We start from the raw sequence: 23,514 nt of genomic DNA on the forward strand, positions 1-23,514 counted from the left end.
AATTCATTCCCGAAGAGCTGGGGAGCGCAACTGCAGCCGCGCATGCGGGCCACTCGTCGCCAGTGCGCCAGTCTATAACTTTATTGATCTCAGTCATTATTATTCGCTAACATCTGACTCTTTCCTAAACGTCATACACTTAGCCAATGGATTTGGAAAATGAAAAATCAAGAAGACGTTTCCAGATGTACCAGAAACGTCTTCTTGATTTTTTTACAGATTAATATGACCCAACAAGGTAAGGAGTCCCATATTTCTTCTTAAATCATTCTCCCAAATGAACTCGTAAGCTGTTGTTTAGTAGTACCAGCCATGCTGTAGGTAATTGTACCGAGCGCTTGTAGTCTAAACCCACCATTGTATAAATCATGATGAACTTCTTTCGCCTGTGTCGAACCTATATCAACGCTTGCATAACCAGTGTCAGCAATAGCCCGGTTAATCACCACTATTTCCGCTCATTTCATGGTTGCTGTTCCCCTTTACTGTTTCCTCTTGCAGAGGCAGCAATACTGTAAACGCCGTTCCTTCCCCCACCTTGCTGGACACAGAAATAGAGCCGCTATGCATCTCCGTTATTTTATGGGCGATGGAAAGTCCCAAGCCGCTACCTCCTGCGGTTCGGGTTCGTGACTTGTCTGCTTTATAAAATCGTTCGAAAATGCGCTGTTGATCCTGTTCATTGATACCCGGTCCTGTATCAGTAATGCAGACAACTGCCTGATTACCATTACTTGAAAGAGAAACAGATATGCTTCCACCCTGTGGGGTGAATTTAATAGCATTGTGAAGGAGATTCACCCACACCTGGCCCATTAGATCCTCGTCCGCGTTGACCTGAACGTTATGGGTGTCCACAATCATGTCAATTTGTTTAGCCTCCCATTGCGGTTCGCAGGCGAGGATAAGCGAGATCAGTTGCTTGTTCAGCCGATAAGAGGACGGATGAAACGGATGCCGCTCCGAATCCAGCACCGCCAGCTTCATCAGATTATCGCTTAGCTTGGATAGACGAATACACTCTGTCTCAATAATCGTCAAATATCGGTCCCGCTGCTCCCGATCCAGATTATCGTCCTTGAGCGCCTTAGCAAAACCAATGATTGAGGTCAGGGGCGAGCCAATTTCATGGGATACGTTTGAAATAAACGCCTCCCGCAGTTCTTCCATGACCTTCAGATTTGCCGCCATATCATTAATGCTGTCCACCAGCTGTACATAAGGATGTGTCCTATCATGGTTTCCGTTTCTCGTGCCAAAGTTCCATCCCAGATTTATGTGAAAATCCCCTTCTGAAATTCGCTTTAAAGCATCGATCATTTCGGTAAAAAAATGCTGTTCTCTAGGCTGGATAAAGCGCCTCACAGTCATACTAATTATACCGAAAAAGAAAAAGCCAAGTGTCGCATTAATAAGATAGACGAACAATTCATGCGGAGTCCATGACAAGCGTGAATAGATCACCGCCGTAATAAAATACGCAGCAGTCCAGCTAAGATACAGCACCAATAACACGAGCATGAATCTTGCAAGGATACGAAGGAACCCCGGTTCCCGCTTCATTGCCTTATCTCCAGCCGATACCCCAATCCCCGGATCGTACGGATCGCAAAGGATTGGGTTGCCTCCGGAAATCGTTCCCGAAGGCGCTTGATATGCACATCAACCGTTCTTTCGTCTCCCTCGTAATCATAACCCCAGATCTGTTCGATCAAATGGTCGCGTGTAAAGGTTTTGCCAGGATAGCTTGCCAGCTTGAAGAGCAGTTCAAATTCCTTGCGTGGCAGGGTAATTCCCTGCTCTCCAGCCTGACATTCAAATGTATCGCTGCGCAGGACAAGATCTCCGACAGTCACCGATTTTGAAGCCATGATCCGATAGCGTTTTAGTAAAGCCTTTACGCGTGCAACAAGCACCATAGGATCGAAGGGCTTAACAAGATAATCGTCCGTTCCAAGCGCGAAGCCTTTTACAATCTGTGACGTCTCGCCTTTGGCAGTAAGCATCAGCAGCGGCAGTTCGGTCTGCTCGCGCAGCTTACGGCACAGCTCCCAGCCATCCATCCCTGGCATCATGATATCGAGGACAAGCAAATCAACCTTAGTTTCATCAAACAAGCGCATCGCGTCCAAACCATCCACCGCCTCGACGACTTCCAGACCTTCCAGTCTCAGAAAGTGTCCGACGAGTTCACGAATATGCGGGTCATCATCAACCACTAATACACGTGTCATTTTAACCCCCTAACTACAGACTAACTCTGCCTTGAATCTCTCATCCTCGTCAAGAGTTCCCCTTCCTATGCTTTACGCATATAAGCACGAACTGTAAGCGGGGCGAAAATCGCCACAATAACTGCCGCCCCAAGCAAAGAAATCGCCAGTTCTCCGCCAATCATCCCCGTATTCGCAAGCTCTCTAACCGCGTTCACAAGATGTGAAATCGGGTTGACGTTCACAAACCACTGTAGCCAGCTAGGCATAGTATCTACAGGCACAAATGCGTTGGAAATAAAGGTAAGTGGAAACAGAACAATCATGGAGATACCCTGTACACTTGAGGCCGTGCGGGCAATCACGCCAAAGAAGGCGAATATCCAGCTGACCGCCCAGGAACACACGATGACCAGAAGTGCAGCGATCGCAACACTCAGCAGTCCTCCCTCTGGTTGATACCCCAAAATATACCCCATGGCAAAGGTAAGTACAGTCGCAATAGTATAACGAAGACTGTCGGCCAGCAGAGCTCCAGCCAAAGGGGCAATACGTGCGATCGGAAGTGACTTGAACCTGTCGAACACTCCCTTGTCCATATCCTCCCGCAGTTGCACACCGGTAACGACGGAGGTCGAGATGACTGTTTGGATGAGGATGCCTGGAATGATGACCGGTAGATAATGCTGCACGTCTCCTGAGATAGCCCCGCCAAAGATATAGGTAAACATAAGAGTAAAAATAATCGGCTGGAGCGTGACATCAAACAACTGCTCAGGAGTATGCCTGATCTTCAGAATGCCCCGGTAGGCCATCGTCATGGAGTTGGCGAACGCCTGTTTGAAACTCACAGACTTTTTCAAGGTGCGATGAGAAGCTGTCATAGCAGTAGTGTTTTTCATGCTCTCACCCCCTCTACGGCAGGTGCTTCATGGGCCGTCTGCTGCTCATTTACTTGTACGCCTTGGCCAGTGATGGACAGAAACACCTGGTCAAGCGTTGGCTTTTGCACACTCATCTCTGCCAGGTGAATTTCTCCGGCACGGAGAGCAATCAGCAGGTCCGTCACCCGATCGGCATTAGCCATCGGAGAAATAATTTTTCCAGCCTCCACCGACACGCTGGACTTGACTGAAAGCACTTGTTCAACGATTCGAGCAGCCCTTCCGATATCCTGTTGATTTTGCACTCTGAGTTGCAGAGTTGACGACCCCACTGCCGCTTTCAGTTCGTCTACCGTCCCCTCGGCGACTACCCGACCATGATCGATCACCGCAATTCGATCAGCAAGCTGATCCGCCTCATCGAGATACTGGGTCGTGAGCAATACGGTGGAACCCGTCTTCACCAGACGCCGGATCGTGTCCCACATCTGAACACGCGTGCGCGGGTCCAGTCCGGTAGTCGGCTCATCCAGAAAGATTAGTGGCGGCTTGGCAATAAGACTTGCGGCCAAATCCAGTCGGCGGCGCATGCCTCCGGAGAAATGCTTTAACGGTCGCTTGGCTGCTTCAGACAATCCAAATTCCTCTAGCAGCTCCGCTGCCTTATGACGTGCCTCAGCACGTTCCAGTCCGAGCAGCCTGGAGAAAATAATCAGATTCTCGGTAGCACTAAGCGACTCATCGACCGATGCGTACTGACCCGTTACGCCAATTAATTGACGAACAATCTGCGGTTCCTTTACTGCATCGTGTCCAAAAATACGCGCCGATCCCCCATCAGGTCGCAATAACGTTGACAGCATTCGGATGGTAGTCGTCTTACCTGCCCCATTGGGACCAAGCACTCCGTAGATCGTGCCGGCACGCACATTTAGATCGACACCATGTACCGCATACTTATCACCAAAAGTTTTAACTAGTCCTCTTGCTTCAATGGCCAGGGTTTCTTTTTTGTCTGTATAATCCACTTTCATTTCCTCCCTACAACGATTTCTATAGAAAGAATAATCCACTTTTATGAACTGAATATGAACAGACCTTTTACTTAATTATTTACACTGTAAAAAAATAATCTCGTTCTACCTTGCTCACTCTTAAACCGAATGCTTTATACCAATCAGATTTCCCTTTCTCCTGTGCTAGCTTGTGTAGCTCGTTATCCTTCCAATGTTTTATAGCGTCCAAGGACTCCCAATAGGACACGGTGATGCCCACTCCGTTTTGGTCACGAACACTTTCCACACCTAGAAATCCAGGCTGCTTGGCAGCCAGTTCCACCATTTTGTCCCCCATCTTTCCGTATCCGCCATCCCCTTCCGTACGTTCAGAAGTAAAAATAGCTGCATAATAAGGGGGCTGTGGTGTTTTTGCAATTGAACTCATAGGTACCTCCCAGAAATTAATAGTTAATCGGTATTTTCTCAAGTTCGATTATAACTACAAAGCTGAGATAAAAAAATGAATATATATGATACTATGTATGAATATATTTCATTCTATGTTGGAGGACACATGAATTTGTTTAAATATAAGGTCTTTCTTAGCGTAATAGAAGCAGGAAGCTTTACCAAAGCAGGAGTACTTCTCAATCTTACACAATCCGCTATTAGCCATGCCGTTTCTGCTTTGGAGCATGAATTGGGCCTAACTCTTTTAATTAGAGGACGTTCAGGCATCCAATTGACTAGCAACGGAGAACGTCTGATGAAGCATTTCAGAGAAATCATCCAAATGAATGAAAAGCTGTATCAAGAGGTCGCCCTCATCAAAGGACTGGAGACCGGAACTGTAAAGATAGGTACATTCTCAAGTGTATCCATCCATTGGTTGCCTGGGATCATCCAAAAGTTTAACGAGCAGTTCCCACTTATTGAACTAAAATTGCTCGACGGGAACTACCATGACATAGAGCATTGGATAGCCAGCGGAGAAGCTGATTTTGGTTTCGTTAATCTGCCTACTCTCGATGGACTGGAAGTATTACCGTTAAAAAAAGAAAGAATGCTGTGCGTACTTCCGTCTAATCATGTGCTTCGGGAGCAGGCAAGCATACGTGTGGATCAGCTTCTCAATGAACCCTTCATTATGCCGGCTTCAGGCTGTGATACAGATGTACAGAGAATTTTTTCCCAGCACAAGCTTGTTCCGAAAATCAAATATGAATTAGAAGATGATCATGCCATTATGGCTATGGTGCAAAATGGCCTGGGCGTAAGTATCCTTCCCGAAATGATTTTAGTCCAAAACCCTTATGACATTTGTATTCGGCCCTTGGATGGACGATATTCCCGTTCCGTTGGTATCGCTACTGTCTCCTTAAAGAACATGGCTCCAGCCGCCAAAAAGTGTATGGACTTTATTACTGAATGGATCAACTAGCTTCTTCCTGTTGGCCAAGGCAACGGATTCTCAAAGCTGGACCAGTCCATATCCATTTCGCTATCGTTCAGCAGACATTCATCTAGCTCTTCTTCCAAGTTCAGCCGATTCAATCCGATACCGATCATAACGATTTCGTTCATGCGGTCGCCCCACTGCTCATCCCAATGGTCCAGAACCTCAGGGTTGGCCGCGATGATTTCCTGCCGTTCTTCTTCTGGCAACGCCGCAAGCCAACTTCCCGCTGGACCAAATTGAATAGATGGCCCTGCCTGGCTGATGCTCGCCGCCCAATCCTGAGGGGCTGCAATCCAGACCAAGCCTTTGGCGCGAACGATTTCCTCCGGCCAGTAGCTCATAAATTCTGCCAATCTTGCAGGATGAAACGGTCTTCTACGCCGATAAACAAAAGAGTTGATTCCATATTCGTCCGTCTCCGGTGTGTGGCTTTCCAGCTCCAGCTCGCGAATCCATCCAGCGGATTGACTAGCTTTGTCAAAGTTGAACAGCCCGGTATTTAAAATGTCCGAAGGCGCGACCTTTCCCTTGGAAGTGCGAATGATTCGGGCTTCAGGTTGCAATCTCCGCAGCACACCCTCCAGCTTGTCCAGCTCTGCGGGCTGAACCAGATCGCACTTATTCAGAATCAATACGTCACAAGTTTCAATCTGGTCAATTAGCAAGTCCGAGATATCACGTGTGTCATCTTCTCCAGTAGCCTGCTTACGATCCAGCAGCGTTTCTCCTGATTCAAAGTCATGCCAGAAACGGTTCGCATCCACTACAGTTACCATACAATCCAGTTTTGCCAGCGAAGCTAAATTAATGCCCGTTCCTTCATCGGCGTAGGTAAAGGTTTGAGCGATGGGGACGGGTTCACTGATGCCCGTAGATTCAATTAATATATAATCAAACTCGCCTTGTTCCGCTAGCTTCTTGACCTCAAGCAATAAATCTTCACGTAATGTACAGCAAATACAACCATTAGACAACTCGACCAGTTTTTCTTCTGTTCTGGACAAGCCGCCCTCTTTTTTAACCAGCTCGGCATCTATATTTACTTCACTCATGTCATTGACAATGACTGCTACTTTCATTCCGTCTCGATTGTTTAAAACATGATTCAAAATCGTCGTTTTTCCTGCACCCAAATACCCGCTCAACACGGTTACCGGGATTGGTTTCTTATTCATTGCTGGTGCACTCCCTTTAATATTGGTTTATCGATATATTTAATCGTAATTATTACTATTAAATCAGCATTCAGAAATATACAGTATTCCTTTTGCTTTGTCAACTGTAAAGAAACTCTTGAAATGAATGATCTAAAGTAATTAATATGAGAAATAACGATAATACTTAAAGAATTAGGAGAATGCTATGCGCTCAATCTGGTTAGATGTGTTAGCGGCTTTCTTTTTTGCTTTTACATTTGTTCTCAACCGGTCTATGGAACTGTTTGTTTTATTTTATGCTTCGTTATGCTTCGCGTCGGCATATTCACCGGTTGGTTTGTCGCGAGGACCTGGCAAATAACCATTATTTCCGGTTCATTGCTTGTCCCTTTATTTGACGAGGTTGTCCAAACGGAAAATGGCCCTGTCAAAGTACGAGGAAAAATCCCCGTCCAAGGACTGTTAATGTCTCTGGTTATTTTAATCGGAATTATTGTGATGCAGGTCGAGCAGTCGCAATCTATTTCTACTCAAGATTTTTTATTCGGTATGTTGCCTGTAATTCTGGCCTCTTTCGCCTATCCATTAGGTAATCGCAAAATGATGGAAGTCTGTACGGGGCGGTTAGATGGCTATCAACGTGTGCTCGGAATGACTTTAGCAGCCTGTCTTTTTGGTTATTGCTTTCGTTATATGAGTTGTTCAGCGCAGGAATGCCAAGAAGAATCAGACCATACAGTCTGCTCTGGTGACCGTATTCTCAGGGGTAATTGCTACTATCTTATTTTTGCAAAGCTACAAATCAGGTACGTGCAAATATGCAAAAGCTGGCCACAGTAGAAGTTACACATGCTAAAAAACTTTAGGTAACTTCAGGCATTAGAAAAAGACCGCAAAAAATAGATACGGTCTTTTTAAATCTTTTGAATTGAACAATCTTACTTTTCTACAATTTTTTCGAATTCTATCATAAAGTCTTTTGGATCTGATTCTACATTATAAGGGAATACACCTTGTTTCGTATGCAAATAAAGAACACCATAACCCTTCCCGATACTTTTAAACGATATATCATATACCTCATTAAGAGCAAACTCCCGGTACGCTGATATAATTTTAGTTGTATACAAGTGTAAAACTCGACGATGGATAACTGTTTCCTGTTTTAACGGAGTTACGATTCTTTCCACCTTGTAATACGGCTGGACGGAAATGATATTGTGCACATGATCCCTCCACATTTAGCATCAATCCAGACAGACATGACGCAATCCTGCACTATGATTTTGAAGATGTATTTTGTTCCAATACCGGCGCCAGATCATCCTGAACACTGTTCTCCCATAAAGGGACTCCTGAACGGTAGGCAGCTCTTCCATTTAGATGCCCGGCTACGGGAGAAGTGATAAAGACAAACACAATGGCAAGCAGTAATTTGATGCTGACCACGTCTACATAAAACAAAAAATAAAGAAAGGCTCCTGTTAATACACAAAGCACGCCAAGCGTTGCACTTTTGGTTGCGGCGTGAGAACGTAAATAAACATCTGGTAGCCGAATCAACCCAAATGCGCTCAATCCACAGAACAGAGCGCCGAACAAAACAAGGATCGCAGTAAACAACTCACCGATCAAGTTCATCACCCCCAGTGTCTATGACGGCATCTCTTTCTATATATCTCGCCAACGCCGTTGTTCCTATAAATGTCAGGATTCCTATAACAAGAACAATTTCAATAAAATCTTGTGTCCTCAGTTGCATACAAATCACAGCAATCATAGCTAGCAGATTTATACCTATCGTGTCCAGCGCGGCTACCCTATCTGGACGGGTTGGTCCTTTAATCAAACGGTATAAGCAACCTAATATGGCTAAGGAGAGAATAGCCAGTGATGCAGTCATAAGTGCCGGAACTATCACTGTGTCACCTCCATGATCGCTTTTTCAAAGGTCCCTCTAATTTGCTCAGAAAGCAGTGTCGCGTCCTGTATGTCCATGGCATGAATATACAGCATTTGACCTTCTCCGGATACTTCCAGAGTGAGCGTTCCTGGTGTCAGACAAATGAGGCACGATAAAATAGTGACCTCCCAATCTGATTTTAAAGCAGTCTCATAGACAAAAATGCCTGGGCGGATCGTCAGCTTCGGGCGGAGAATATGATGGATAACCGCAAAGCTAGAAACGATCAGCTCCCGCATAAACAGAAGTAGCAGCTTCAGGATGGCCCATATGCGCTTCAAGTAGAAAGGTTCTGGACGGAACTTACGCAAAACAAGCAATATGGCTATCCCTAACAGAATGCCCATGGTGAACCGCGACCCTGACCAGTCGTTGTTAAGCAGCATCCACAGCAATGCAATCATCAGATTTAATAATATTTGAAAGACCATCTTCATCTACTCCTTTATTACAGCTTCGATGTATAGCGTGGGATGAGCCAGCACATCACCAGCTTGTGCAACATAGGAATAGACCCAATCCGCCCCGATGCCCATCAATATAACCAGGACGAGCAAACCGGCCGCCACAGTACTCACACTTTTTAGCTTTATCTTCGGCAAGTTGCCTTCGGGTTCATTCCCCCAAAATGCAAGCCTGAATACTTTGATCAGCGAGTACAGCACAAGGAAACTCGATCCTAGCCCTATCAAGGATAATGTCAGCATTCCAGCATCCAATCCGCCCCGAGTGATCAACACTTTACCGGCAAACCCGCTAAGCGGTGGAATACCTACAAGTGCAAGGGCGAGTGTAAAAAACATCCAGCCGATTAAAGGATAGCGTTTGATGAGGCCCCCCATATCTTTTAATTGATCCGTTCCCGCTGCAGTGATAATGATGCCCCCAAGAACAAACATTAATCCTTTTGCCAACATATCGTGTAGCAAATAGAAAACCGCCCCATTCAATGCATCTGGTGTCGCTGCAGCCAGACCGAAGGCCACAAAGCCTACACTGATAATGACGTTGTAATTAAAGATACGAGGAATATCGTTATAAGCCACCGCTCCCAGTCCTCCCAGAATCATCGTAGCCGCTGCCATCCAAGCGACCCACGTATGCGTGAGGCCGGGATTATTCACAAAAATAAGAGTAAAGGTCCGAATGATTGCATACAGTCCCACTTTTGTCAGTAACGCACCGAACAAGGCCCTTATAGCAGACGGTGGCGCACTGTAAGAACCCGGCAGCCAGAAAAAGAGAAATAATCCCGCTTTCAATGAGAACACAATCAGGAACAGAACAGCGATCACATTGAGTACGCCTCCCTGCCCCGCTTCAGCAACCCGCTGAGACAAATGAGCCATATTCAGGGTGCCGACAGCCGCATATAGATAAGCAACTGCTGCCACAAAAAGTGTGGATGACACAATGTTAATAAGCAAATATTTGGAGGTTTCCCGAAGCTGGAGCTTCGTTCCCCCCAGTGAAATCAAGGCATAGGAGGAAATCAGCATAACCTCGAAGAAAACGAACAAATTGAACATATCTCCTGTAAGAAAAGATCCGTAGACACCTACAAGCAAGAAATGAAAAAAGGTGTAGTAATAAAAACGCTCCCGTTCTGCATCAATGCTGCGGAAGGAGTAGATAAGAATACCCAAGCTTACCACCGAAGCGGTTAGCACAAGCAGAGCCGCAAACATGTCCCCCACGAACACAATGCCATACGGCGGCGCCCATCCCCCCATTTGCAAAGTTTGTATACCTCCGCTATGAATGCGGTAAATCAGCACAAGAGCAATCATAATATTCAAAATGGCGCTAACTGTACTAATGAACCTCTGAAGCAGAATCCTCTCCTTCATAAAAATCAATATAACAGCGGTACACAAGGGAATTAAAATCGGTAGTGCCAAGAGATTGCTCATCGTTCTTCCCCCTTAACACTGTCGATTTCATCGGTGCCCAACGTCTGATATGAACGGTAAGCAAGCACGAAGAAAAAGGCAGTAACTCCAAAACTGATGACGATAGAGGTCAGAATTAACGCCTGCGGTAAAGGGTCCACATAAGTCTCCGCTTTACCTCCTAATACTGGAGCAGCTCCCGTCTTTAGTCCGGCCATCGTCAAGAGCAGCAAATGAACGCCATGAGTTAGCAAGGAAGTCCCCAAAACAATGCGCAGAAGGCTCTTAGATAAAATCAGGTACACCCCAATTGTAAATAAAATACCTACAGCTACAGCCATAATCAGTTCCATTTCACTCATCCCCCCCTATGGTAAAAATAATACTCATGGTCACACCTACTACAGCCAGGTATACCCCCAGATCAAAGAGGACTGCTGTAGCCAGCTCGGTATCACCCATAATAGGCAGATCAAAGTGCCCAAAGGCATGGCTGAGAAAAGGGGCCTCGAAAACAAACGAGCCAGCCGCAGTCAGAATTGCAATGAGCAGCCCTACCGCTGTGATCATGCGATAATCCACTGGAAGGACTTTACGAACCGTGTCCATCCCAAAGGAGATCGCCATCAAAATAAGCGCTGCTGAAGTCATCAGGGCCCCGATAAAGCCACCTCCCGGATTATTGTGTCCGGCAAAGAACAAATACATCGAGAAAGTGAGAATCACGATTATGATAACCTTGGACATAGTTCGCAAGATTACATCATTACTCCGGAGCGGAAAAGCCATTCTTCCCCCCTTCTTATTTTTGTTGGCGGGTGTAATGCCAGGCTCCACTTGCAAGTTAATCAAGGCATAAATGCTAAGGGATGCAATAGCGAGAACCATAATTTCAAATAGAGTGTCGAATCCCCGGAAGTCAACGAGAATGACATTGACTACGTTTTTCCCTCCGGCCAAGGAATAGCTTTCTTTAAGGAAAAACTCCGAAATAGGAGCGAATGGACTACTGCCCATTGCTGCCAGCCCAATGAATGTCATCGTAATTCCTACACCTGCAGCGATAATCAAATTCGGCAATCTAAAGCTCAGACGCTCCTTCTCCTTTTTTAACTTCGGAAGATACTTAAAGCACAGAAGGAACAGAATGACAGATACTGTCTCCACAATCATTTGTGTTAATGCAAGATCAGGTGCGCGGAAGATAACAAACAGCAGAGTCACCATGTACCCGACTGCACCAGTAAATAAAATCGCGTTGACCCGCGACTTAGCAAAGGGTACGGCCAACGCTGCTAGAAGCATTACAACAACAATGACAGCCTCATAGAAACCTAACGGAGCATAGTGGCTCATACCCAGCGATATTCCTTGGGTGCCAATCATCGCACTTCCTAAGGCAATGACGAAAAAGCCAAATATATAAAGCAAATAATGTCTGTTTGATCCCGTCATGTAGAGATTTGTGAAGCGGTTTGATCCACGTTCCAGCACTTGAAGAGATCCATCGTACATGAGATTAAGAAAATTGCTACCGTTCCGTTCCCGATCCAGAATCCGCAATCGGCTGTGTCTTCTATAGAGAAGTGTCCCGACAGCGATAACACCCAGTGTCATGAATATCTCAGGTGTCCAACCATGCCAGAAATGAATGGAGACACCGAAGGTTTCCATTGGCGACAATAGCTCGTTATAGATCGAGCCCATAGCCGGCTCAATCAGAGAATAAGACAAGAGATCAGGAAATAAGCCGAATACCACAGCGAGTGAAACCAGCAGGACAGGGGAAATCAACAGACCCAGCGGTGCTTCATGCGGTATTTTATCGAGCTTCTCCGGCTGGAGATTACCAGTAAAAGTTTTAAAGACCAAAATCATACTGTAAACAAAGGTAAATACACTGGCAATCCATGCAATCACCGGAATTAGAATCATCCACGACTGTGTATTCAGAACATCCAACTCCCGAATATTCAACACAGCGGTAAAGAACATTTCTTTACTCAGAAAACCGCTGAATGGTGGTAACCCTGCCATCGAGGAAGCCCCCATCAACGCCACAGAAAAGGTGACTGGCATTAGGGATATTAAACCGCCGAGCTTGCGCAGATCCCGAGTGTTCACCTCGTGGTCGACAATACCAACCACCATAAATAGAGAGCCTTTAAAGACGGCATGGTTGATCAGGTGAAAGATGGCCGCCGCAGTAGCCGTCGTATAGAATAACGACTCCTCTGTATCGGAAAAAAAGGCAGAAGCCGATCCCAGCCCGAGCAAACACATAATCAGACCAAGCTGACTAATAGTGGAATAGGCAAGCAGAGCTTTAAGATCTGTTTGTTTAATCGCTTTAAACGATCCATAAAAAAGCGTGACCAGACCTGAAAGTGAAACCAACCAGAACCATTCGGACTGTCCAGCGAATACGGGGCTAAGACGCGCCACAAGGTATAACCCCGCCTTAACCATTGTAGCTGAATGCAGATAAGCACTGACAGGTGTCGGCGCCTCCATGGCATCGGGCAACCAGATGTGAAAAGGAAATTGTGCAGACTTAGTAAACGCCCCCAGTAGAATCAGCAGCATCGCCGGAATAAACAACGGGGACTCAGTCAATAAGCCGACTTGGGCTATAATCTCTCGAATGCTGTATGTTCCACTCATTACGTAGAGTAGATTGAACCCCGCGAACATCGCCAGCCCGCCAAAGACAGTAATTAGCATCGACTTCAGAGCTCCATAACGTGATCTCTCCCGTCGGTGCCAAAAGGCGATCAGCAGAAATGATGTAATACTGGTTAACTCCCAGAATCCATATAGAACCATCAAATTGTCAGACAAAACGACACCAAGCATTGCTCCCATAAACATGAGCAAATAGATGTAGAAATGGCGAATCGCTTCCGTCCGCTTATTAAGATAATAAATGGAATACAAGATCACCAACGCACCCATTCCCGTAATCAGCAGAGCAAATAGCAGGCTCAGTCCATCCAGATGCAACGTAATATTAATCCCAAGTGAAGGCATCCAAGATATAGTTGATATCGTATCATTTCCAGCCTGAATGTCCGATATCCTTGTCAGGAAGTACAGAAAAAGAGCTATGGGTACGGGCAAGACTATCCAACCTGTATGACAGCGCGAAACGCCCTTGGTCAACGGGATTAGGACAGCCAGCATGAATGGAATCAAAATTGCAGCATGCAACACAATCGAGCACTCCCCCTATATAAGTTTACTTTTTTTGTATATGAACTCTAGGAATGCGGCTTTACCCATTCACTTTGTAGAATTCTCAAATACTGGGCTTCCCCATTTCTAACGATTTTGAATAGACCGCTGTTGAAATCAGTATCCAGCTCACGAAAAAAAATCCCTTTTATCGTATCTTCTCCACCAGGCTCTTCGCTCAGTACATAATTTCCATCCCGCTTTACCAAATAAGCGGAAAATCCCTTCTCATGCGAGTGCTCTAAGAGCTCGGGATAACGCTGCACAGCCACAATATGAAGATCAATGGGACCCAGCTGTTCAATCAAATCGTTGACAAAATTACCACGGGTAATCTCTTGCCATAGCGTCTGACTGGACTGGCCAATGATAATTTGGGTAACCTTTTTTTCCTGAGCTGTCTCCACGATCACCTCAGCTGTCTTTTTCCCATTGCATTTACGAATTAGAAACGATCCTCCAGCATCTTTGGTCTGCTTTTCCCATCCTGAGAGGTATTGTTCCTTGTTTTGGTTGTATTCATGATCTGTTGTTGCATCCACTGTTAACACATATAAAGGAGCCCCGAGTAACCGGGATAATTCGCTGCCTCTTTGAATTAACCGCTGTCCGTGCGGACCATAATGGACACACACCATAATGCTTTCATTGTTCATCTCCGCCATCATTTTCTGTGCCTCCTGTTTCCAATTTAACGAAAAAAACACAAAAAGAGCCCACTGTTGGCAGGCTCCTCCGGGTAAAACAATATACAATTAGTTTTAATTATATAGTTTACCGGGGAGATTGTAAAGGTAATTTTTTTTGCGTATAGCCCCCTGTATAAATGGAGAATATTTTATACAGAGGAGTGGTTCATGTGTTGATGCGCAAAATGATGATCTGCACCAGTCTCTTTATCCTATTGCTTATCGTGGGCTGGAGACTTGAACATAATATTCACACAAAAATAGCTATGAGCCACCAGATGTCACCAGCAAATGAAAGTTACAAATTCCGATCAGCTCATTTCACTGAACCTGTCCTAATAAGCATTCCCTTTCTCCCCAGGGAGTATGTACGGATAGTACGAAAGATTAACGAATAGTTGTTAGTTTTTCCGATTAGTATAAAAACAGCAGCTCAAGGAGACTGCTGTTTTTTGGAAATTATTTTTAAAAAGAATATTGCTTGATCATAAGTACGAGATATGATTACCAGGCGTAGGCTTCTGGTGCAGGTTTTCCCGGACCCGGGAAAATCTCATCCAGCTTGGCAAGCACATCTTCACTTAATTTAACCTCAGGTACCCGCAGAGCATCCTCTAACTGTTCTAATGTCCGTGGTCCGATAATTGGAGCCGTCACGGCCGGATGAGATAGCACCCAAGCCAGGGCAATCACGTCTTCCTTTTCACCCAGCTCGCGAGATAACGCCGCAAATTGCTCCAGCTTCGCACGATTCTGCTCTACCTTTTCCTTGGCACGTGCGCTGCGGGAACCTGTACCTGCTAACGCATTGCGTCCCAGCAGTCCGCCCGCCAACGGGCTCCATGGAATTACACCCAGACCCAACTCTTGAGCTGCCGGTAATACTTCAAGCTCAGCCGAACGTTCGTTCAGGTTGTACAAATGCTGTTCCGATACCAGACCCAGAAAACGACGTGCCTTCGCTTCGGCCTGAGCCACCGCAATATGCCAGCCTGCAAAATTACTGGAACCGATATAACCAACTTGTCCCCGATCCACCACGGACTCAAATACTCCCCACAGCTCATCCCATGACACGTTGCGGTCAATGTGATGCATTTGATATAGCTCTACATGGTCTGTTTGCAGACGTTTCAGCGATGCATCCAAATGACGGCGAATTTTGTAGGCAGACAAGCCTGATCCTGCATTAGGCCCATCATTTTCATTTTTCATGTCCCCGTATACCTTGGTTGCCAATACGACCTTCTCGCGTCTTCCGCCGCCCTGCTGGAACCACCGTCCAATAATTTCTTCTGTCCAGCCTTTACGGTCATGGCCATATACATTAGCCGTATCAAAGAAATTAATGCCCGCATCCAGCGCGGCATCCATAATTTTGAAAGCATCCTTTTCTTCTGTTTCCGGTCCGAAATTCATTGTGCCCAAACATAACTGACTAACCTTCAAGCCCGACTTTCCTAAGTATGAATACTCCATACTGTTTCCCGCCTTTGCTTAAGGATTTTTAATACCGTAAAAATTGCATAAAAAAAAGACCATACCCACTTCATTCACCAGAATACCCCCCCTTTGAAACACCCCAAAATGCATTTTAAAAGGTGGATAGCGCATGCAAAAAAGCCTCCGCACCATGCCGAAGCATTACATGCAGAGGCCCTCCTCATACTACCCACCGAATGTTAAAAGAAGTGACTTTACGGTGGTTACCAGCGGAGAGAAAGATTTGAATCTGGAGAAGCGTCAGCGATCGTAAGATCAAATCCTTCGCGGAGCCGCTCACCTCAACCACCGTAACTCACTCTTTTTTCAACAATCAAGGAATCAATTTCGTTTCTTTCGCTCGCTCGGCCATTTTCTTCGTATGTTTGCTGAGCGGCTTCTTAAGCACCAATCCAAACAAGAAGCAAATTCCGATAAACACAAACAGCATCACTACATCTCGTGTTACCGTTGAAGGCAACATCCCTCCTACCGTTTCCCGCAACAGACTAACCGCATAGGTGAACGGTACGAACGGATTCAGGGTCTGAAAGAAAGCTGTACTCGTCGCAATGGGAAATGTCCCCCCTGAACTGGAGAATTGGAGCACCAGCAGGATGACTGCGAGACCCTTGCCGATATTGCCGAACACTGAAACCAAGGTATAGGTCATGGCCGTAAACACCAGACTGATCAGCATAGAGGACAGTACAAATGCTACTTTGGCATCCACGTATGTTCCCAGCAGGAACAAATCACCAAGAGATACGCTCAGCGCCTGAAAAATACCAATTGTGGAAAACGTCATGAGCCGTCCGAAATATACTTGGTAGCTTTTATATTGACCTTCCGGGTCATCCACATCTACCCTGAACATGGAGACTAGCAGCATCGCACCTACCCAAATCGATAATGTAGTATAAAAAGGTGACATCGCAGAGCCGTAGTTAGGAATCGGGTATATCCGCTCCTGCTTCAGCGATACCGGGCTACCGAGGAAATCACTTTCCTTTTTCACATCTCCCTTAAGCAACGCAATCGCTCTTCCGAGTGCATTTTCACCCTTAAGCCTGCGGATCGTGTCTGCTGCCTGACGTATGGAATCCTCGGCAGCAGGAAGATCGGTTCTGACAAAATTGGCTACCTGATGTACCGCTTTTTCAGCCTCAGGAAATTTATTTTCAATCAAGTCCGCCATCTTAATAAACTGTTGTTCCGCCTTCGGCAAATCATTACGTACAAAATTTGCCGCCTGATGAATTTTACTTTTAACCGTTGGCAAATCGTACTTCACGAAGTCTGCCGCTTTGTTCACAGCATTCGTAAACTCGCCCATGCGTCCCTGAATCGTCGTAGCGGCTTCATGCAGTTTTTGACGATATTGTGGCAAGTCCTGCTGGAGACGTGTTAGCTCTTGCTGCCCGAATTCGGCAGCGGCCTGTGCGTCATTCAGTAGCTTTTCAATATTCGGGAGCTGCTCTTGAGCAGTGGTCAACACATTGGCAGAATTGCGGGCAACGGATTTGATTTGATCCAGCGCCTTTTGAATGGCAGGTGCATATTCCGTATCATAATTGTCCAAAATGCTGTCAATTCCGCTACTGATTTCTCCTGCAAGACGGTCAGCATCATCCAGCAGATTTTGGGCTGGTTTCTCACCGCGCTGAATAGCATCCCCGATGCTAGTAACCGTGCTATTCAATCGGCGAAAGCGATCCTCTACCCCGCTTACCCGGGAAATAAGTGAATCCAGTGGCTGGCTAGGCAAATACCCATTCACACGGTTCAGCAATTGAGAAATATGATCCAATACACCTACAGCAGTCGTGAGCCTGCCGCTAATCCGATTCGCTGCAGCTTGTGCTGCTTTGGGATCAAAATCCACACCACGAATGATGCCTGTAATCTGTGAAACTTCATTCGCAATTTGTTGCACCAGCTGTAAATCTTCTTTTACTACGGTTCCGATCGAATCAAGCGCACCCTCGTTTTTATCCAGAAAGTCAAGTATACCAGTTGTAAAATCCTTGCCTGTATCGGCTATTTTTTGTACTTCCGGCAGTGCTGTCCGGGCAGCATTAATGACCTTAAGGGCCGTTTGCGTGTCCTCCAAGGCGGTAGCCAGTGCACTTTCTACCTTACTGAAGTTCTGATCCAGTTCAACAATTCGATCACCAGCTTTTTGAATATCGGGCAGTCTTTTTTGGATATCCAAAATGACTGCACCCACCTTGTCCAGCTCAGGTAGGTTTTTGTCAATTTTGAGCACCAGATCTCCAGCGCGGTTGATTTCAGGAATTTTTTCCTTCAATGCAATGATCTTTTGGCCCTGAGCCTTAATTTTCGGTAAATTCTGCTCCAGCTCTAATGCCTGCTTACCCAACCGATCGATATCAGGCAATCGATTATTCAGCTCCAACACCCGATTCTCAATGTTGCGAATCGTCGGGAGCTCCTCTTCCAGCTTTACTCCGGCTTCCTTCAATTTCGTCAAAACCGCTTGGCTAGCCGTTTCAATAAAGTTTTGACTAATTTGGTTAGTCAGAGAGGTTGCACCTGAAGATGTAATTTTCGGAGCGACCGCGTTGATTTTTTCATTCACAGCATAATCAATCTCCGGCTTTTGCGGATTTTCTGTAAGCACACTCGTAATTTTCTCTGAAAAATCTTTCGGAATCAGCAGGCTGGCATAATAATCACCGTTCAGTACACCTTTTCGTGCTTCCGCTTCATTGACAAAAGTCCAACCCAGCTTCTTGTTATTATGAAGGTTATGTATAACCTCGTCGCCGATATTAATCTTTTTACCATTCACCTCAGCACCCTGATCTTGACTCGTTACTGCAATTTTAATTCCAGATGTATTCGAATATGGGTCCCACATTGCTTTCAAATTCACCCATGCGTAGACGGAAGGCAAAAGAATGATGCCAATGACTAATAAAGTCCCGGTCGATACTTTGAATACATTTCTCCAGTCTGTTAAGTAGATTTGCCATATCTTCCGCAACTTCACCACTCCTCATATGTACATTAACCTTTCGTCCAGTGTTGTATGCACACGTATTGTATACGATTTGAGCAGATGAAGCGAATGTTATAAAAATGATTGCTAAAAAGCGTACGGCTCTTTTACAGATCATACGCTTTTTATGAAATCCTGTTCACTTAATTTCGAATTCTATTTGCAGGTGTAGCTTCCAGTGAGTAGAATACGCCCTTTTTATTGATTTTTCCTACAACGGTTGCTGCACCTTTTTTCAAGAATGTATATTCGTTTTTCTTTATTTGCACGGTATATCCCTTCAGATTAATTCCAAAAAGAGATTGTACTTTCGACTTGGCAGCTGAAAGCGCCTGATTTTTACTGAGCTTGGGCTTAGCAAATGCTCTGGCAAAATCCTTATCTCCGTCCCAGTCCATACCATGCTCATTTTTTACAGCCCATACTTTACCGGTTTTGATGCCAATCTGTACACTGTTTGTGTCGTTCTCATCCCTGAAGTGCCAGACGGTATCGTTGTTCTCCTGCTGACGAAGCGTATATTCAAACGGTTTGGTTGTAATGCCCAGTGTTTTTAGCGAACGGTTCGCTTTGTTGATCAGGGCAGCTCTAACGTCTTTGAGTGAATACAAAAAACTGGCCGTTATTTTATTTCCTTGATCAAGGTGAATATACAGGCTTTGGTTTTGCCCCCATAGCACCCAGTAATTTTTGAATCCTCCTTCGTCAATCGGGGAATATACACGCCAGAGGGCCTCCGTTTTGAAAACTTTATCGGTATCGAATGTTTTCAGAAATGATGCAACTTTGCTGCGCAAATTAGGGGCCATCACCTTATCCATATCAGCGGCATTATAAATGATGCTGGTGGACTGCACGATTCCTTTCTTGGAATCATAATCTTGGCTAAAATCTGCATTTGCTGTCCCTTTCAAGGTACCGTAAACCGTCCAGGCGTCAGAAGCATTGTCCGCACTTGTAAACTCTATCGTTTGTTTCCCTGCCAATGTGTTCAGGACATCCGTTAGACGCTTAGTGACGGTTGGGTCCAGGTTAACAGAAGTTTGTGCATTTGGAGCTGTGGTTGTGGCAGTAGCGGGTTGCTGTGCCATTGCAACTGGAGCCGTTCCCAACAGGATTGAGAGTGCTGCGACTGTAGCTGTGATAGAATTCCATTTTTTCATTTCGTCGATTCCTCCTGTGTCTATAAATACTCATAGGATACAAGTACACATAATCCTTAGACGTGACACAAAAGTAAAAAGTTGCTTAATCCAAAAAGAAGCTCCTCAAGCCTAAAAGATAGGCTCAAAGAGCTTCTTATGCACTACATCATCCATTTTTCAGCAATCTGGCAGGCGAAAATCCTGCGCCATGGCGCAACTTCCGCTTTTCCAACCGTTTGTGCAGCGAACGGTTATACAGAACCTGAATGACAAAATACGAAATTATGCCCAGCACGATACCGAAAATGGACATGCCGATCAGGATGTGGAGTCCTCCGTGCAGTAAGTCTCTGAATACAGACCAGTTGCCGTGAAAAAGCTCCATAAAAGAATGCTCGTGAAGTCGACCGCCCCTGACATGTACCGGATAATGTGACGGATAGATCCAAGCTCCCAGTTGCTTGGCGAAGGGCATCAGTACAATCGGCAAAAAGGTCAGCTTGCCTACAACGTTACCCACGATGGCCGCAGGCAGTGAACCACCAGACAGCCGAACAATTGGATAAAACACGAGGTATACCAGAGAGGCCGTGGAAATTACGATCATCTCCAGCCCAAAGCCAATGGCGAAGCCCAAAGAGATCTTTTTAACTCCACCAGGGGCGCGCAACAGCTTGATAAAATTCAGACGAATCGCCCGCCATATATTTTGAAACACATTGTATTTCTTCTTTGATTTATGAGGTTTGAGCCTTTTCGGATTGAACTTTATCAATAGGAGGACTCCTTCAACAGTACGTATTCAAGTTCAGGAATGAGGTCAAATAACTCCCATCCTTACTTAGTCTATACTGTCATTATAACCCTCAGCGTTCGAAAAGCAATGCTATTCCGCCTGTTTCGCTATTTTAGTACACAATTCGCTTATTGACATCGCTCGATAAAGGTACAAAGTCCCAAATCTCAGTCGCGTATTGCTGGATTGTACAATCACTGGAGAATTTTCCGGAATGAGCGATATTTACAATAGCACGTCGTGTCCACTCCGAGGGATTGCGGTACACCTGCTCAATATGAACCTGTGCATCCACATAAGCTGCGAAATCCTTAAGCACAAAATACTCATCATTATGATCAATCAAGGATTGGTAAACGGCCTCAAATTCCCGTTCATGTCGTGTAAAAGGAACATCGTTTACCAGTTGATCCAGCACTTCACGCAGCCTTTCATCACTGTTGGCTGTTTTACGTGCCGAATACTGGCCGTTCCGGTAATATTCCTCAATCTGATCGACCTTCAATCCAAAAATGAACATGTTGGCATCGCCTACCATTTCATGCATTTCAACATTAGCTCCGTCCAATGTACCCAGTGTGAGCGCGCCGTTCATCATAAATTTCATGTTTCCTGTGCCTGAAGCTTCCTTGCCGGCCGTAGAAATCTGTTCACTGACATCCGCTGCAGGAATAATCAGCTCTGCCAGCGAGACCGAATAATTTTCAAGGAAAACGACTTTCAGCTTGTCCTTGACATCTATATCCCGATTGATGGTGTCTGCCACATTGTTAATGAGCTTAATCGTCTGTTTGGCGAGAAAATAGCCGGGGGCTGCTTTCGCACCAAAAATGAATGTGCGTGGCGTCGCATCCAGTGCAGGATTAGTTTTGAGCTGGTTGTATAGATGCATCACATGCAAAATATTGAGCAGTTGTCGCTTATATCCGTGCAACCGTTTGACCTGCACATCAAAAATGGAGGATGTATCCAGTCGTACACCCTGTTTTGCAAACACATGCTCAGCAAGCCTGATCTTATTATTTTGCTTAATCGCCTGAATTCGTTTTTGGAACGCCTCATCCTCACTGTAACGAAGCAGGTCAATGAGCTCACGTGGATGGGTTCTCCAGCGTACACCGAGCGTCTCATCATACAAGCTTGCCAGCTCCGGGTTGGCGTGCATCAGCCAACGGCGATGGGCAATCCCATTTGTTTTATTATTAAACCGGTCAGGATACAGTTCATGAAATGATTTCATCTCTCGTTCCTTCAAAATTTTCGTATGCAATGCAGCCACTCCGTTAACGCTATAACTGCCGACGATAGCCAAATGAGCCATGCGAATTTGTTCATTATGAATAATCGCCATTTCACCAATTTTGATATCCTGACCCGGATAACGCTCTAATAGCATAGCGCAATAACGTTTGTTCATTTCTTCAATGATCAAGTAAATTCGAGGCAGCAGTTCCCGCACCATGTTGACAGGCCATTGTTCCAGCGCCTCACTTAATATCGTATGATTCGTATATGAAACGGTCCGTGTCGTAATATCCCACGCTTCATCCCAGCCCAAGCCTTTTACGTCTATCAAAATACGCATCAGTTCCGGTATAACCAGCGTCGGATGGGTATCGTTAATGTGCAGTGCTATTTTATCGGGCAACTGGCTGTAGGGTAAACGAAGCTTCTCAAACGTACGCAAAATACTCTGTAATCCAGCCGAGCAGAGGAAATACTGTTGCTTCAAGCGAAGCAGCTTGCCCTCATAATTGGAATCATCCGGATAGAGAAAGGCCGAGATGGATTCTACTGATCGATTGTAGTCGAGAAAGCGGTAATAACCGCCCTCTCCTCGAATCGGTCCCCGCACGGGATCAAGTGCCGATTCAGCACTCCAAATCCGCAGCGTGTTTACCTGCGCATGACCATAGCCGACCAGCGGAATATCGTAAGGGACAGCCCAGACTGTTTCGGCATCCCGTGTCTCGAACACAAGACGTTCATCTTGTTCACGGGTTTCCACGTGTCCCCAAAAATGAACCTCGACCTTTTTGTCAGGACGGCGTTCCTCCCATACATTCCCTTTCTGTAGCCAGTAATCCGGTAGTTCGACCTGATTTCCGTCCACAATACGCTGCTCAAACAGACCATATTTATATCGAATTCCGCAGCCATGTCCTGCATAGCCAAGGGATGCTAATGAGTCCATGAAACAAGCCGCCAGACGGCCAAGACCACCATTGCCTAGCCCAGCATCCGCTTCCTGTGCTTCAATTTCCTCCAGATCCCAGCCCAATTCCCCTAATGCCTGTCGAACCATATCCAATACGCCCAAATTCAGCAGATTATTGCCCAATAGACGACCTATTAAAAATTCCAGTGAAAAATAATAAACCTGCTTCTCTTGTCCTTCTTTGTAGGCTTGGTTTGTTTCGGCCCAATTCTTGCCGACTTGTTCACGAATCATGCCACCCAAAACCTTATATACGTCTTCCGACTGAGCCTCCTGCATCGGTTTACCCAGCCTTCCGACCAGTTGCTCTCGAAAAGCCTGCTTAAATGCTTCTTTATTGCTGAACAAAGTTGTACCTC

The 23,514-nt window shown here is 45.6% G+C and carries 20 protein-coding genes and 1 pseudogene; 3 read left to right on the top strand and 18 right to left on the bottom strand.

Annotated features, from left to right (window positions below; genetic code table 11):
- Nucleotides 1-438 precede the first annotated feature (438 nt).
- The 5 genes from OIU26_RS13815 to OIU26_RS13835 all read right to left on the bottom strand — a co-directional run bounded on the left by OIU26_RS13815 (nt 439) and on the right by OIU26_RS13835 (nt 4,540).
- Entirely contained in the window at nt 439-1,563 is a 1,125-nt protein-coding gene (locus OIU26_RS13815; protein ID WP_058829569.1) for a sensor histidine kinase, read from the bottom strand.
- Nucleotides 1,560-2,234, bottom strand: coding sequence for a response regulator transcription factor (locus OIU26_RS13820; RefSeq protein WP_264217164.1), 675 nt, complete (start codon nt 2,232-2,234; stop codon nt 1,560-1,562). The genes OIU26_RS13815 and OIU26_RS13820 overlap by 4 nt, the downstream gene beginning before the upstream one ends.
- A 65-nt stretch (nt 2,235-2,299) precedes the next feature.
- Nucleotides 2,300-3,115, bottom strand: coding sequence for an ABC transporter permease (locus OIU26_RS13825; protein WP_436449148.1), 816 nt, complete (start codon nt 3,113-3,115; stop codon nt 2,300-2,302).
- On the bottom strand, nt 3,112-4,131 hold the full coding sequence (locus OIU26_RS13830) for an ATP-binding cassette domain-containing protein (protein WP_264217165.1): 1,020 nt from the start codon (nt 4,129-4,131) through the stop codon (nt 3,112-3,114). Before OIU26_RS13830 ends, OIU26_RS13825 begins: the two co-directional genes overlap by 4 nt.
- A gap of 79 nt (nt 4,132-4,210) precedes the next feature.
- The gene (locus OIU26_RS13835; RefSeq protein ID WP_013370888.1) at nt 4,211-4,540 is read right to left on the bottom strand and encodes an antibiotic biosynthesis monooxygenase family protein; all 330 of its coding nucleotides are present in this window, start codon (nt 4,538-4,540) and stop codon (nt 4,211-4,213) included.
- 129 nt (nt 4,541-4,669) lie between these two features.
- Here OIU26_RS13835 and OIU26_RS13840 point away from each other — a divergent pair, with 129 nt between their 5' ends.
- On the top strand, nt 4,670-5,536 hold the full coding sequence (locus tag OIU26_RS13840) for a LysR family transcriptional regulator (RefSeq protein WP_264217166.1): 867 nt from the start codon (nt 4,670-4,672) through the stop codon (nt 5,534-5,536).
- On the opposite strand, the gene OIU26_RS13845 is transcribed toward OIU26_RS13840, so the two are convergent.
- Nucleotides 5,533-6,729, bottom strand: a complete 1,197-nt coding sequence (locus OIU26_RS13845) for a GTP-binding protein (RefSeq protein ID WP_264217167.1) — start codon at nt 6,727-6,729, stop codon at nt 5,533-5,535. The two genes, OIU26_RS13840 and OIU26_RS13845, sit on opposite strands and share 4 nt — an antisense overlap.
- A gap of 187 nt (nt 6,730-6,916) precedes the next feature.
- Here OIU26_RS13845 and OIU26_RS13850 point away from each other — a divergent pair.
- A pseudogene (locus tag OIU26_RS13850) lies at nt 6,917-7,565 on the top strand (multidrug resistance efflux transporter family protein); the annotation flags it as partial.
- A gap of 424 nt (nt 7,566-7,989) precedes the next feature.
- Here OIU26_RS13850 and mnhG read toward each other — a convergent pair.
- From mnhG to OIU26_RS13890, 8 genes are all read right to left on the bottom strand, one after another.
- The gene (gene mnhG, locus OIU26_RS13855; protein WP_264217394.1) at nt 7,990-8,352 is read right to left on the bottom strand and encodes a monovalent cation/H(+) antiporter subunit G; all 363 of its coding nucleotides are present in this window, start codon (nt 8,350-8,352) and stop codon (nt 7,990-7,992) included.
- A complete protein-coding gene (locus tag OIU26_RS13860; protein WP_040103739.1) occupies nt 8,336-8,629 on the bottom strand; it encodes a Na(+)/H(+) antiporter subunit F1 in 294 nt (97 codons plus the stop codon). The genes mnhG and OIU26_RS13860 overlap by 17 nt, the downstream gene beginning before the upstream one ends.
- Nucleotides 8,629-9,105: a Na+/H+ antiporter subunit E gene (locus tag OIU26_RS13865; RefSeq protein WP_040101482.1), complete on the bottom strand. Its 477-nt coding sequence runs from the start codon at nt 9,103-9,105 to the stop codon at nt 8,629-8,631. Before OIU26_RS13865 ends, OIU26_RS13860 begins: the two co-directional genes overlap by 1 nt.
- A gap of 6 nt (nt 9,106-9,111) precedes the next feature.
- On the bottom strand, nt 9,112-10,587 hold the full coding sequence (locus OIU26_RS13870; protein ID WP_264217168.1) for a Na+/H+ antiporter subunit D: 1,476 nt from the start codon (nt 10,585-10,587) through the stop codon (nt 9,112-9,114).
- Nucleotides 10,584-10,919, bottom strand: a complete 336-nt coding sequence (locus OIU26_RS13875) for a Na(+)/H(+) antiporter subunit C (RefSeq protein ID WP_040101484.1) — start codon at nt 10,917-10,919, stop codon at nt 10,584-10,586. Before OIU26_RS13875 ends, OIU26_RS13870 begins: the two co-directional genes overlap by 4 nt.
- Nucleotide 10,920: 1 nt before the next feature.
- A complete protein-coding gene (locus OIU26_RS13880) occupies nt 10,921-13,779 on the bottom strand; it encodes a Na+/H+ antiporter subunit A (protein WP_264217169.1) in 2,859 nt (952 codons plus the stop codon).
- Between the two features lie 47 nt (nt 13,780-13,826).
- Nucleotides 13,827-14,468: a universal stress protein gene (locus OIU26_RS13885; protein ID WP_058829563.1), complete on the bottom strand. Its 642-nt coding sequence runs from the start codon at nt 14,466-14,468 to the stop codon at nt 13,827-13,829.
- Between the two features lie 525 nt (nt 14,469-14,993).
- Nucleotides 14,994-15,968, bottom strand: coding sequence for an aldo/keto reductase (locus OIU26_RS13890; protein WP_264217170.1), 975 nt, complete (start codon nt 15,966-15,968; stop codon nt 14,994-14,996).
- 133 nt (nt 15,969-16,101) lie between these two features.
- On the opposite strand from OIU26_RS13890, the gene OIU26_RS13895 reads away from it, so the two are divergent.
- On the top strand, nt 16,102-16,245 hold the full coding sequence (locus tag OIU26_RS13895; protein ID WP_264217171.1) for a hypothetical protein: 144 nt from the start codon (nt 16,102-16,104) through the stop codon (nt 16,243-16,245).
- A 60-nt stretch (nt 16,246-16,305) separates the two neighbouring features.
- On the opposite strand, the gene OIU26_RS13900 is transcribed toward OIU26_RS13895, so the two are convergent.
- The 4 genes from OIU26_RS13900 to OIU26_RS13915 all read right to left on the bottom strand — a co-directional run bounded on the left by OIU26_RS13900 (nt 16,306) and on the right by OIU26_RS13915 (nt 23,503).
- A complete protein-coding gene (locus OIU26_RS13900) occupies nt 16,306-18,981 on the bottom strand; it encodes a YhgE/Pip domain-containing protein (RefSeq protein ID WP_264217172.1) in 2,676 nt (891 codons plus the stop codon).
- Between the two features lie 158 nt (nt 18,982-19,139).
- On the bottom strand, nt 19,140-20,159 hold the full coding sequence (locus tag OIU26_RS13905) for a hypothetical protein (RefSeq protein ID WP_264217173.1): 1,020 nt from the start codon (nt 20,157-20,159) through the stop codon (nt 19,140-19,142).
- Between the two features lie 148 nt (nt 20,160-20,307).
- Nucleotides 20,308-20,916, bottom strand: coding sequence for a DUF2062 domain-containing protein (locus OIU26_RS13910; RefSeq protein WP_165079943.1), 609 nt, complete (start codon nt 20,914-20,916; stop codon nt 20,308-20,310).
- A 133-nt stretch (nt 20,917-21,049) separates the two neighbouring features.
- The gene (locus OIU26_RS13915; protein ID WP_264217174.1) at nt 21,050-23,503 is read right to left on the bottom strand and encodes a glycogen/starch/alpha-glucan phosphorylase; all 2,454 of its coding nucleotides are present in this window, start codon (nt 23,501-23,503) and stop codon (nt 21,050-21,052) included.
- Nucleotides 23,504-23,514: the final 11 nt, after the last annotated feature.

Origin of the sequence: Paenibacillus sp. BT-177 (assembly GCF_025846815.2) — a bacterium.
In the GTDB taxonomy this organism is placed as follows: Bacteria; Bacillota; Bacilli; order Paenibacillales; family Paenibacillaceae; genus Paenibacillus; species Paenibacillus polymyxa_C.